This is a genomic window from Methylobacterium sp. B1 (genome assembly GCF_000333255.1).
Lineage (GTDB): Bacteria > Pseudomonadota > Alphaproteobacteria > Rhizobiales > Beijerinckiaceae > Methylobacterium > Methylobacterium fujisawaense.
The window spans coordinates 1-11,705 of record NZ_BACT01000418.1; the positions used below are offsets into that span (position 1 = coordinate 1).

An 11,705-nucleotide genomic window follows, 5' to 3' on the forward strand; every position below is an offset into this window, starting at 1 on the left:
TCGGCGGGCCGCACGGTCGTGGCCCGGGACGCGAAGGGTCGCGAGAAGACCTTCGAAGCGCCTTCCTCCGCCCGCGGCCTCGTATTCGCGCCCAAGGGGTATCGCCTCGGAGTCGCCCACTACAACGGCGTGAGCCTCTGGTACCCGAACCTGGAGACGCCCGCCGAGGTGATCGGCTGGAAGGGTTCGCATATCGACGTGACGTGGTCGCCGGATGGGCGGTTCGTGGTCTCCACCATGCAGGAGAACAGCCTGCACGGCTGGCGGCTCCAGCCGGATCGCGGCCACATGCGGATGTCGGGCTATCCCGGCAAGGTCCGCTCGATGTCCTGGTCGTTCGATGGCCATTGGCTCGCCACGAGCGGCGCCGAGGCGGCGATCATTTGGCCGTTCGACTCCAAGGAGGGACCGACCGGCAAGGCTCCGCGGGAATGCGGCGTCCGTCCGGCCCGCGTGTCCCGGGTGGCGTTCCACCCGAAGGCGCCGGTTCTGGCCATGGGCTACGAGGATGGCTGCATCCTGCTGGTCCGCTTCACCGACGCGGCCGAACTCCTGGTCCGTCCGGCCGTATCGGGCAGCGGCGTGACCGCGCTCGCCTGGGATGGCCGAGGCGGCCGATTGCTGTTCGGCTGTGCCGACGGCAAGGCGGGCTTGCTGACGCTGCCCGGCTGACGCTGCCGGGCTGAAGCCTGTCGCGGCTCCGGCTGGAACCGCGACCATCGGCATGTTCTTTGTCCGGGGTCGATTCCCGCACCAGAGGCCAGACATGTTTCGCGTGTTCCGCACCCTCGGCCTCGCGCTCGGCCTGTTGGGCGGCGTCGTCGCCGCGCAGGCGCCGGAATTCGCTCAGCAATACGCTCAGCGGCTCGGCGGCGCCGCCGACGAGCTGCGTCGCCAGGTGGCCGTGCTCGTATCCGACGCGCAGGCATCCGGCACGACCCGCGACGGCGCCGTCGATCGGCTGCGCGCCAATCCGGATCAGCTGGTCGCCCGCCGCGGCGACGCTGCCCAGGCGGACATCGCGCGTCTCGCCCGCCTGAGCGCCCAGCAGCAGGCCCTGGCCTCGGCGACGAGCCCCCTCGGGCGCGTCGTGGCGATGCTGCGCGATCCCGACCTGCCCGTGGCCGAGGCGGCCTATCGGGACTTCAGCCCGGCCATCCCCACCAGCGCCGACGGCCTTGCCGCGGGCCTGATCGGGTTCTTCGTCGCGTGGGGCGGCTGGCGCGTCGCCTCGGATGTGGGCCGGCGGGCGGTGCGTCGGCGCCCGCGGGAGACTGCAACCGTCGCCTGAGCGCGGTTCACGCGCCCGAGAGTGTGGCGCCACGTCTACAGCAGCTTGCGCGAGCCTTGCGTATCGAGCAGGGATCCGGCCGTCCCGGTCCGGAAGAAGGCGCATGATGCCGCGCGCGTCGACCTCCACCACCATCGATCCGGCGCTCGACGCCGCCGCCTTGCTGCGGCGCATCGGCTTCTTCGGTCTGTTCGTGGTTCTCCCGGTCCTGGCGCAGGTCGCCCGCCGCGCCTCGGTGATCCTCGCACCGATCGCCGTGATCCTGCTGATCATCGCGAGCGTCATCGACCGGCGCCAGCGTCCGGTGCGCCCGGCGACCTACCGCCTCCTGACCGCTCCGGCCTTCCTGGCCGGGATGCTGGTGGTCCTGTGGTCGGCTCTCTCGCTGACGTGGACCCCGTTCCTCGGGCCGGCCCTGGAGCGTCTGGCCAATCTGGGCGCCACGATCGGCCTCGCCCTCCTCGGCTATCTCGCGCTCCCCGACCGGATGCGTTCGGCGAATCTCTACCTCCTGCCCCTCGGCGTCGTGGCAGGCGGGATCGTGGCGATCATGCTCGGGTTGTTCGGCGCCCACATGGCGCCGTCCGGTGTCGAGGATGACGGCGCGCTGGATCGCGGCCTCGTCCTGCTGATCCTTCTGCTCTGGCCCGCGCTCGCATGGCTGCGATCCCGTCGCCGCGACCGGGAGGCGCTCGGCCTCGCGCTGCTGGTCGCCCTCGCCCTGACGGTCCAGCCGGACGGGACCCAGATCGCCGCACTGTCGGTCGGCGCCGTCGCCTTCGCGGTGACGAGCTACCGGCCGCGGTTGGGCGTGATGCTCACCGCCGTCCTCTCGGCAGCTCTCCTCGCGGCTGCGCCGCTTCTGCCCTTCCTGGCGCGGCCGGTGGGCGCCGCCCTCATGGGGCCGCTCGCGCCCCCCGTGCTGTCGCTGAAGAGCTGGCAGAAGGTGGTGACCGCCGATCCAGTGCGGCTGATCACCGGGCACGGCTTCGAGACGGCCCTACGCGGCCGCTTGGTCGGCCTCCTGCCGGCCAATGCTCCGACCACGGCGTTGTTCGAGTTCTGGTACGAGCTCCGGATCGTCGGTGCGCTGGCCGCCGCCTTCGCCCTGTATGCATCGATTCGGCGGGCTGGGCGGGACGGGCCGGCCCTGGTGCCGGGGGCGATGGGCTGCTTCGCGGCCGCCTTCACGGTGGCCTGCCTGAGCGTGGGGCTGACGGCGGTGTGGTGGCTGACGACCGTCGCCATCGCCATCGTGGTCTTCGTCGCTGTGGAGCGAGGTCAGTTCCGAACCAGCCGGCCGAAGGTGGCCAAGCTGCCCAGGATCCAGGCCCGCGAGGAGTAAGCGGTCAGGCGCGCAGGAAGCCGTGCAGGCGGATCCAGGCCAGGAACAGGCCGGGCCACGCCGCCACGGGGGTACCGGGCGCACCGAGGCCGAACCCGTGGCCGCCGCGCTCGAACAGGTGCAACTCGGCCGGAACCCGCGCCTTCCGCAGGGCCGAGAACATCAGCAGCGGATGGTCGGCCACGGCGATGGGATCGTCGATGGCCTGAACCAGGAAGGTCGGCGGCGTCTCGGGCCCGACCTGCAGGTCCACCGAGTAGGTCTTCATCTCGTCGGGGGTGACGTCGTCGCCGACCAGGATGCGGCGGGTCGCGGTCCGGTCGAACGGCTTGCGCATGGTGATGACCGGGTAGATCAGCCCGGCCAGCGCCGGCCGGATCGGCAGGGCATCGGCGGTGTCGACGCCCGCGTACAGGTCCCGGGCGCTGCCCACCGCGGTTTCGCCCATCAGGTGGCCGCCCGCCGAGAACCCGAGGACGCCGACCCTGCCGGGATCGATGCCGAACTCCGCGCCGCGCGCCCGGACGAGCCGCAGGGCGCGTTGGGCGTCCTGCCGCGGCGCGTCCGGTCCCGAACCCCAGCCCTCCGCCGGCAGTCGGTAGACGAGGAGGAAGACCGTGATCCCGGCGGCGTTCAGGACCCGTCCGACCGGCACGCCCTCGTTGCCGAGCGAGATGAACTCGTATCCGCCACCCGCGGCGACGATCATGGCGGCGCCGTTCGGATTGGCCGGTCGCATGACCAGCAAACAGGGCCGCGACACCCGGGTGATGTCCCCGAATCGGCCCTCGACGTAGCGGTAACCGTCCGCCTTCGGCCCGTCGCCGCCGCCGGGCGCTTCGCCGGGCCACAGATCGATCACCTGCAGATCCGCGCCGGGCAGGGAGCGCGGAAGCGCCCGGACCGCCTCGTGCGGCGCCGGCTGGGGCGCCGTCTCCCCGGGGACCTCCGCGCGGGCGGTGCGAAGGCCCAGGATGCTTCCGAGGCCCGCGAGCAGGAAACGGCGGTCGAGCCGCAAGGGCATCCCCTCTGATCAAGCCGCGCACGGGGCCGCTCGTCGGCGGTCCCGACTCCTTAAGATGAGCGGGTCAAACGCCCCGGCAACCGCCGTCGGTTCCGTCGTGTCCGCGCGCGTCAGGCCTTTCGCGCAATGATCGCGACATAGAAACCGTCGGTCCCGGTCCGAAGCGGGCTCATCTGGATCCCGTGGGCGGTCCTCCGCACCGCCGCCCGGAGCGAATCCGGTCCTGCCGCCAGCACCTCCTCCGCCGGGACGACATCGAAGCGACCGCGCCAGCGCGACAGCAGACCGGACACGGCTGCGTCGTTCTCCGCCGACAGCAGCGAGCAGGTGATGTAGACGATCCGGCCGCCGGGCCTGACGAGCCGCGCCGCCCGGTCCAGGACCTGCGCCTGTTCGGCGGTGCGCAGCGCGAGGCTTCCCGGCCGCAGACGCCATTTGGCGTCCGGATTCCGGCGCCACGTCCCGGATCCGGTGCAGGGCGCATCGACCACGACCCGATCGACTTTACCGTCGAGATCCTCCAGCACATCGGCCCGTGCCTTGCCGCTCCGCGGGGTCCGCACCTCGGCCACCGCGCCGGACCGGCGCAGGCGTTCGTGGATCGGCGCGAGCCGGCGCGGATCGCCATCGGTGGCGATCAGTCGGGCCTCGTTCCGGGTCTCGGCCGCCAGGGCCAGGGTCTTGCCGCCACCGCCGGCGCATAGGTCGACGATGATCTCGCCGGCCCGGGGGGCGGCCAGGAGTGCGGCGAGCTGTGATCCTTCATCCTGGATCTCGTACCAGCCGTCCAGGAACTCCGCCTCCACGTGCAGCGCCGGACCGCGCCCATCGGCCCCGATCGGAATGCGCAGACCCGCCGGCGCGTGGGGTGTCGGCGCGGCATCGAAGGCCGCCAGCGCCGGCAACACCGCGTCGCGGTCGCCGCGCAGGGCGTTCACCCGGATATCGAGGGGGGCCCGCCGCGCCAGCGCCTTCAGCTCCGGGACGAGGTCGTCGCCGAGCGTGGCCGCAAGATCCGGAAGCACGAAGGCCGGGGCGTCGCCCGCGACTTCGGGAGGAGCGTCGTGCAGCGTCCCACCGTCGAGACGGGCGCGCTCGTCGTCGCTGAGGGGTGCGGGCGCGAAACGCTCCCCGGTGAACAACGCCGCCACCGAAGCGGCGGCGAGGCCCTGCTGGAGTCGCAGCGTGCCGATCAGGATGGCACGCGGCGTCTCAGCGCCCATGATCCAGGCCGCCGAAGCCCGGCGCCGCAGAGCATCGTAGACGAGGCTGGCGATGCCCGCGCGGTCACCCGAACCGGCGAAACGATGGGCGAGGCCCCAGTCCTTGAGGGCGTCGGCGGCCGGCCGGCGACGCTCGGCGATATCGGTCAGGACTTCGATGGCGGCGGAGCAGCGAGCGGCGGGAGTCAGGGGTCGGATCCTCCGGAATGGGTCGGCGACGACGCGAAACGGCCACGCTTGGCCCACGATGCAGCCACGATACGGCCGAGCTTCCTGCACCTTCGGGGCGCAGATCGTGCCGCGGTTGGGCCGCCGTGCGGGCCGCCACGTGTCGTATGGCATCCGCCCGTCCCGGACCAGTGTGGTCCGCCGCCGGGCGCATACCGGGAGTACCTCAGCCCATGACGTCCATTGTACGCGTCGCCCTCGCGGCCCTGGTGACCGCCTCCCTCGCCGCCTGCGCGAGCGCCCCCGCCGCGCAGCCGGACCTGACGCCGCCGCCGCGCCCGCGGGTCGATGCCAAGACGCAGCTGGAATACGGCACGCCGCCCGCGCCGCCCCCCGGCCGCTACTGAGACGTCAGCGCGGGGCGCGGCTCAGGCCGTTTCCCGCACCCGCCGAGCCTCGTAAGCCTTGAGGCCGGTATAGACCGCGGTCAGGACCGGGAACGAAACCTCCGGCGCAAGCCGCTGGCCGCGGGCGATCAGATCGCCGATCACGTGATCCGCCTCGATCCGACCCTTGCTCTCGATGTCGCGCAGCATCGAGGCCGTGAAGGTGGATCCGGCCGCCGTCAGCTGCGCCCGCGCCCGCTCGGCCACGATGGCGCGCGGCTCGAAGTCGCTCGATGCGGCCACGATCGTGCATTCGGCATGGAGCGCTTCGATCAGGGCGGTCCCCTCGGGCGCCGCCACGATGTCGCCGACCGCGGCGCGCATCAGCGTGGTCGCTCCGGCGAGCGTCGCCAGGAACACCCATTTCTCCCACATCTCCTGCAGGATCACGTCGCTCAGGCGCGGCTGGAACTTCAGGCCGCGCATCATGGCGTCGACAGCCTCGATCCGCGCCGAGCGCGACCCGTCCCGCTCACCGTAGGTGATGCTGCACAATTCGCTCATGTGGCGGATCGCACCGTCCGGCGCGACCGTCGCCGCGATGGCGCAGGAGCCGCCAAGCACGCGCTCGGCGCCGAACCGGGCGTCGAGCGCGTCGAGATGCGACATGCCGTTCAGCACGGGCAGGATCGCCGTGTCCGCACCCACCGCCGGCGCCAGATCCGAGATGGCGCTGTCGAGGTCGTAGGCCTTGCAGGACAACAGGATCAGGTCGAACCGCCCGGCCTCGCCCAGATGGTCGGCCGTCACGGTGGGCGGATCGGGCAGGTGCAGATCGCCGAGCGGGGAGCGGACGTTCAGGCCGTCCGCGGCGAGCTTCGCCGCCCGGGCCGGCCGGACCAGGAAGGTCACGTCGGCCCCCGCCTCGGCGAGACGCGCCCCGTAATAGCCGCCGGTCGCGCCGGCCCCGACGATCAGCGTGCGCATCGGTCCCTCAGGTCCGCGACGGATAGTTCGGGCTCTCGCGGGTGATCGTCACGTCGTGGACGTGGCTCTCGCGCAGTCCGGCATTGGTGATGCGGATGAACTGCGCCCGCTCCTGGAACTCGGGGATCGTGGCGCCGCCGACATAGCCCATGGCGGCGCGCAGGCCGCCGGCGAGCTGGTGCAGGACGTTGCCCACGGGGCCCTTGTAGGGGACCTGCCCCTCGATGCCCTCCGGCACGAGCTTGTGGGTGTCGTTCACCTCGGCCTGGAAGTAGCGATCGGCCGAGCCGCGGGCCATGGCGCCCACCGAGCCCATGCCCCGGTACGACTTGTACGAGCGGCCCTGGTAGAGGAATACCTCGCCCGGCGCCTCGTCGGTGCCGGCGAGCAGCGAGCCGAGCATCGCCACGGAGGCGCCGGCCGCGATCGCCTTGGCGAGGTCGCCCGAGTACTTGATGCCGCCGTCGGCGATCACCGGAATGCCGGCCTCGCTGGCGGCCTCGACGGCCTCCATCAGGGCGGTGAGCTGCGGCACGCCGACGCCCGCGACGATGCGGGTGGTGCAGATCGAGCCCGGCCCGATGCCGACCTTGATGGCGTCCGCGCCGGCATCGATCAACGCCTTGGCGCCGTCCCGCGTCGCCACGTTGCCGGCGATGACCTGCACGGCGTTCGAGAGCTGCTTCACCCGGGCGACGGCGTCGAGCACCTTGATCGAGTGACCGTGGGCGGTGTCGACCACGATGACGTCGCAGCCGGCGTCGATCAGGCGCTCGGCCCGCTCGAAGCCGCTGTCACCAGTCGTCGTGGCGGCGGCGACCCGCAGGCGGCCCTGCTCGTCCTTGACGGCGTGCGGGTAGGCGACCCGCTTCTCGATATCCTTGACGGTGATCAGGCCGATGCACCGGTAATGGTCGTCGACGACCAGCAGCTTCTCGATCCGGAACTGGTGGAGCAGGCGCTTGGCCTCGTCCTGGGTCACGCCCTCGCGGACCGTGATCAGGCGGTCGCGGGTCATGAGCTCGGCAACCGGCTGGGCCGAATTCGTCGCGAAGCGGACGTCGCGATTGGTGAGGATGCCGACGAGCTTGCCCCGCGAACCGTTCGGGCCGCGCTCGACCACCGGAATTCCGGAGATCCGATTGAGCTTCATCACCTCGAAGGCGTCGGCCAGCGTCTCGTCGGGATGGATGGTGATGGGATTCATCACCATGCCGGACTCGTACTTCTTGACGAGGCGGACCTGCTCGGCCTGCTCCGGCGGCTCCAGGTTGCGGTGGATGACGCCCATGCCGCCATTGGCCGCCATGGCGATGGCCATCGGGGCTTCCGTCACCGTGTCCATGGCCGAGGCCAGGATCGGCAGGTTCAGGGGGATTGTGCGGGTGAGCCGGGAGGCCACGTTCACTTCGGTGGGCATCACCGAGGAGGCGGCGGGCCGCAGGAGCACATCGTCGAAGGTGAGGCCCTCGATGATCGATGCGGTTTCTACTCGGGCCATGTGCCAACTTTCCTCGGACGGGGGCGCGCAGGGATCGCGCTGCGGGATCGGGTTGGCAAGTGCCAGTATCACGGGCTCCGCGACGGCGCCAATGCGCGCGCGACGCGTCGCAACCCGAAAACACGCAGGGCTCGCGGCTTATCCACGCCCGGTCGGGTCGCGGGGCGGTGCGCGCAGTCCCCGCGACGGTTGATCGCAACCGTCAGCCGCCCTTCGTCTCGGATGAAGCCAAGCGACCCAGGGCGGCGCCTTCGCGTGTAGCGCCGTCGTGGATTGCTTCGCCCGCGAAGACCGGGTTGGCGGCTTGCGCCCTAGCGCATGGCCGGCGTGGCCGGCCCCTTGTCGGTATATTCGGGCGGCAGGCCAATATAATCGCCGAGCATGCCGTCGATGCCGGGCGCGCGGCCGAAGGCCTCGCAATCGGGGTCCAGCGGCGCCTCACCGAGCGTCGTGACGCGGATCCGGTCCCAGGTCGGCAGCGTGTTGGGGGCCGTGAACGGGTCCTCGCCGGTCGCCAGCATGTAGCCGAAATCCTGGCCGAACTCGCCGGCGAGGTCGTAGGCGTCGCTGGCGCGGGAGAAGCGCGGCTGGCTGGTGAAGGAATTCGCCGCTCCGCCCCAGACCATGGCGGCCCGCTGCTCGCGACGCCGGTCCAGAGCCTCGGCCTCGACGGTCAGGCTCCCGAGCCCGATCGGCACCCGCGGGATCGGCACGCGCCCAACCCCCTCCGCGAAGCTGAGACCCAGCTGCGAGGCCACGGTCACACCCGCCGAGCCCGCGATGGTCGCGCCGGCGCCGAGGAGATCCGTCGGATCCACGCGGGTGACCTGCGCGCGCACGGTCAGATCCGCGTCGCGGCTGGTGACGATGTCGTACTTCAACGACAGGTCATAGCAGAGCGCCCGGTCGGCGGCGTTCGCGATGAGCCGGCGCTCGGCCGCGGTCAGGGGCGCCGCACCGGAGACGTCGGCGTGAAACGCCGTCGGGATGATGCGGACCGTGCGCGCCTTCGCCAGCGCGGGCCGGTCGACGTAGATCCGCGAGGCCGAGGCGACCTGATCGCTGGACTTCAGCCGGTCGTAGCGCGTCAGCGAGCCGCGATCGTTGAGCAGGACGGTGCCGCAGGCGGCAACCATCGAGAGAAGGGCGACGCCGGCGGCGATCCGCGCCACGGAGCGGACCTTGCTGGGGCTGGGCTGCATCGAAATCCTCGCGCGCCGGCCCCGGGCCGGCTGGAGCGGCCTCACGGACGCGTGATGGAAACTTAGCCATTGGCGCACCCGCAAAAAAGGTGGCTCCGCGCCGCGGCTCAACCTCTGTTGCACGATGGATACATTCGCGAAACACGAGGGTGCGAGGTGGCCGCGCTTCCGTGCAACCGCGGCGGCGCGACACGCGTCTGCTGTGTGATGCCTGCGACCGCTCAAAGACCGCTCTGGATCGTCCGCTGACGGGTCGCACCGCCCTTTTCATGGAGAACACCGATTCCACGGTGATCGCCACAGCGCTGCCGAGCATCGCGGCGAGTCTCCATGAGGACCCGATCGCCCTCAAGCTCGCGCTGACCTCCTATCTGGTCAGCCTCGCGATCTTCATCCCGGTGAGCGGCTGGATGGCCGACCGCTACGGGTCGCGGACCGTGTTCCGCGCGGCCCTCGTGGTGTTCATGGCGGGCTCGCTGGCCTGTGCGGCCGCGAACGGGCTCGCGTGGTTCGTCGCGGCGCGGTTCCTCCAGGGAATGGGCGGCGCCATGATGGTGCCGGTCGGGCGGCTCGTGGTCCTGCGCAGCGTGCCGAAATCGCAGCTCGTCACCGCCCTCGCCTATCTCACCTTTCCGGCTCTCGTCGGCCCGGTACTGGGTCCGCCGGTCGGCGGCCTGATCACGACATGGTTCGACTGGCGGTGGATCTTCTTCATCAACCTGCCGATCGGCTGTGCCGGGATCGTGCTGGCGAGCCTGTACTTCGAGGACATCCGCGAGGCGGAACGGCCGCCCCTCGACCTGCTCGGCTTCGCCCTGCTCGGCACCGGGCTGGCGGCGCTGATGCTCGGGCTGGCCTCGCTGGGCCGACATCTGCTGCCGGCCACGATCTCCTGGGGCTGCCTCGCGGCGGGCGCGATCCTGCTGCCGCTCTACTGGGCGCATGCCAGGCGGATCGCCCACCCGATCGTGCGCCTCGACCTGATGCAGCGGCCGACCTTCCGCGTCGCCGTGCTCGGCGGCAGCCTCTTCCGGATCGGCACCGGCGCGATCCCGTTCCTGCTGCCGCTGATGCTGCAGGTCGGCTTCGGCCTCGATGCCCTGCAGTCCGGCCTGATCACCTTCGCGGCGGCAGCCGGCGCGATGTTCGTGAAGACCCTGGGTCCGCGGATCCTGCGCCGCACCGGATTCCGCGCGCTGATGGTCTGGAACGCCGTGCTGGCGTCGGCCTTTCTGGCGGTGAACGGGTTCTACACGGCGCAGACGCCGCACTGGATCATGGTGGGCCTGCTGTTCATCGGCGGCTGCGCGCGCTCGATCCAGTTCACCTGCATCAACGCCATCGCGTATGCCGACCTCGAATCGCGCGAGATGAGCGCGGCCACGAGCTTCGCCAGCGTCTGCCAGCAATTGTCGCTGAGTCTCGGCGTAACGCTCGGCGCGCTGGCCCTGGAAGGAACGGCCCATTGGCATGGCCGAACGCAGATCGCGGCCGCCGATTTCGGGCCGGCTTTCTTCGCCGTGGCGGTGATCTCGGCAGCCTCCGTTCTGGCGTTCCGCAATCTGTCGCACGATGCCGGCGCGGAGATCTCCGGGCGCAAGAGGGTCGCAGCGCCGCCGTCCGCGACCGCCGAGATGAGGCCCCGCCACGGCTGATCAGGCGGCAGCCCGGGCGGGCGGGCGCCCGGCCGCCCGCTTGCCTCCGCCCCGCGACGCGGCGGCCTTGCCGGACGCCTTCGCGGATGCGGGCTTCGGGCTCGGCGCCGGGGCGCGGTTTCCGGCACGCCAGCCCTGCCAGCTCAGGGCGCCCGGGCCGCTCAGGGCGTACATGAGGAATCCGCCCACGAGACCGAGATCGGCGAGCATCAGCGTGCGCTCGGCGATCGCGGCGGGTCCGACGTAGTGCCAGAACGGGTGGAGCACGAAGGCCGTCACGGCGGCGAAGACGGCGAGCGCCAGACCGGTCAGCCGCGGCAGCACGCCGAGGATGAGCGCCAGCGGGCCGAAGACCTGCACCACGACGGCGGCCGTGGCGACACCGTTCGGGAAGGGCATGCCGGCGCCGGCAAGCGTCAGCGCGAAGCCCGAGACGTTGAGCGCCCGCGCGATGCCGGTCGGCAGGAGCGCGGCGGCGAGCAGCAGACGCGCAGCGAGGAGGGTTCCGTCCTGGGCGCGGGCAAGCATGGGCGGGTCCGGTCGACTGGGATCAGGCGTGGAGCTTGACGCCTTCCCGCTGAAGACCGCGTTAAGGCGTCCGGATCAGCCGCCGACGCCGCCGCGGAACAGCCGACCGCGCTCCGTCCAGGCCACCACGAGCAACGACAATGCACCGAGGCTCGCATAGCCGACAGCCACCGGCATGACGCTGCCGTCGAAGGCCTGTCCGATCAGGAAGCCGCAGAAGGCGCCCAGGATCGTCGTGTAGAAGCCGAGGAACGACGAGGCCGTGCCGGCGATGGCCCCGAGCGGCTCGAGCGCGAGCGCGTTGAAGTTCGGCATCGCGAAGCTGATCAGGAACTGGTTGACCGCCAGGATCGACAGGAACAGCGCGAGCGGCGGATGCCCATGATAGGCGAGCC

The 11,705-nt window shown here is 71.4% G+C and carries 10 protein-coding genes and 2 pseudogenes; 5 read left to right on the top strand and 7 right to left on the bottom strand.

Features of this window, described 5'->3' with window-relative positions; genetic code table 11:
• The 3 genes from I53_RS12150 to I53_RS12160 form a co-directional block, all read left to right on the top strand.
• Window positions 1–672 (top strand): WD40 repeat domain-containing protein (locus I53_RS12150; protein WP_043351027.1); only part of this gene is annotated, 672 nt, incomplete at its 5' end.
• A 94-nt stretch (window positions 673–766) separates the two neighbouring features.
• Complete coding sequence (locus I53_RS12155; RefSeq protein ID WP_043351029.1) at window positions 767–1,291, top strand: DUF2937 family protein; 525 nt, start codon at window positions 767–769, stop codon at window positions 1,289–1,291.
• A gap of 106 nt (window positions 1,292–1,397) precedes the next feature.
• Window positions 1,398–2,636 carry a hypothetical protein gene (locus tag I53_RS12160; protein ID WP_043351039.1) on the top strand — a complete coding sequence of 413 codons (1,239 nt, stop codon included), beginning with the start codon at window positions 1,398–1,400 and terminating at the stop codon, window positions 2,634–2,636.
• A 4-nt stretch (window positions 2,637–2,640) separates the two neighbouring features.
• Here the strand turns inward: I53_RS12160 and I53_RS12165 are convergent, their stop codons facing one another.
• Window positions 2,641–3,654 (bottom strand): alpha/beta hydrolase, encoded by a 1,014-nt coding sequence (locus I53_RS12165; RefSeq protein WP_043351041.1) that lies wholly within the window; start codon window positions 3,652–3,654, stop codon window positions 2,641–2,643.
• A 116-nt stretch (window positions 3,655–3,770) separates the two neighbouring features.
• Window positions 3,771–5,072: an RsmB/NOP family class I SAM-dependent RNA methyltransferase gene (locus I53_RS12170; protein WP_043351042.1), complete on the bottom strand. Its 1,302-nt coding sequence runs from the start codon at window positions 5,070–5,072 to the stop codon at window positions 3,771–3,773.
• Window positions 5,073–5,284: 212 nt separating this feature from the next.
• On the opposite strand from I53_RS12170, the gene I53_RS33910 reads away from it, so the two are divergent.
• Window positions 5,285–5,458 (top strand): hypothetical protein, encoded by a 174-nt coding sequence (locus I53_RS33910; protein ID WP_164706329.1) that lies wholly within the window; start codon window positions 5,285–5,287, stop codon window positions 5,456–5,458.
• Between the two features lie 21 nt (window positions 5,459–5,479).
• Here I53_RS33910 and panE read toward each other — a convergent pair whose 3' ends face one another.
• The 3 genes from panE to I53_RS12185 all read right to left on the bottom strand — a co-directional run bounded on the left by panE (window position 5,480) and on the right by I53_RS12185 (window position 9,127).
• The gene (gene panE, locus I53_RS12175; protein ID WP_043351030.1) at window positions 5,480–6,424 is read right to left on the bottom strand and encodes a 2-dehydropantoate 2-reductase; all 945 of its coding nucleotides are present in this window, start codon (window positions 6,422–6,424) and stop codon (window positions 5,480–5,482) included.
• A gap of 7 nt (window positions 6,425–6,431) precedes the next feature.
• Entirely contained in the window at window positions 6,432–7,925 is a 1,494-nt protein-coding gene (gene guaB / locus I53_RS12180) for an IMP dehydrogenase (protein ID WP_043351032.1), read from the bottom strand.
• A gap of 311 nt (window positions 7,926–8,236) precedes the next feature.
• Window positions 8,237–9,127: a DUF3313 domain-containing protein gene (locus I53_RS12185; protein WP_043351034.1), complete on the bottom strand. Its 891-nt coding sequence runs from the start codon at window positions 9,125–9,127 to the stop codon at window positions 8,237–8,239.
• 207 nt (window positions 9,128–9,334) lie between these two features.
• Here I53_RS12185 and I53_RS12190 point away from each other — a divergent pair.
• A pseudogene (locus I53_RS12190) lies at window positions 9,335–10,782 on the top strand (MFS transporter).
• Here the strand turns inward: I53_RS12190 and I53_RS12195 are convergent.
• Complete coding sequence (locus I53_RS12195; protein WP_043351035.1) at window positions 10,783–11,310, bottom strand: DoxX family protein; 528 nt, start codon at window positions 11,308–11,310, stop codon at window positions 10,783–10,785.
• A gap of 75 nt (window positions 11,311–11,385) precedes the next feature.
• A pseudogene (locus tag I53_RS12200) lies at window positions 11,386–11,705 on the bottom strand (MFS transporter); the annotation flags it as partial.

Coding starts and splice junctions, on each gene's coding strand:
- I53_RS12155 (WP_043351029.1), top strand. CDS start 767: ATGTTTCGCGTGTTCCGCACCCTCGGCCTCGCGCTCGGCCTGTTGGGC.
- I53_RS12160 (WP_043351039.1), top strand. CDS start 1,398: ATGCCGCGCGCGTCGACCTCCACCACCATCGATCCGGCGCTCGACGCC.
- I53_RS33910 (WP_164706329.1), top strand. CDS start 5,285: ATGACGTCCATTGTACGCGTCGCCCTCGCGGCCCTGGTGACCGCCTCC.
- panE (WP_043351030.1), bottom strand. CDS start 6,424: ATGCGCACGCTGATCGTCGGGGCCGGCGCGACCGGCGGCTATTACGGG.
- guaB (WP_043351032.1), bottom strand. CDS start 7,925: ATGGCCCGAGTAGAAACCGCATCGATCATCGAGGGCCTCACCTTCGAC.
- I53_RS12185 (WP_043351034.1), bottom strand. CDS start 9,127: ATGCAGCCCAGCCCCAGCAAGGTCCGCTCCGTGGCGCGGATCGCCGCC.
- I53_RS12195 (WP_043351035.1), bottom strand. CDS start 11,310: ATGCTTGCCCGCGCCCAGGACGGAACCCTCCTCGCTGCGCGTCTGCTG.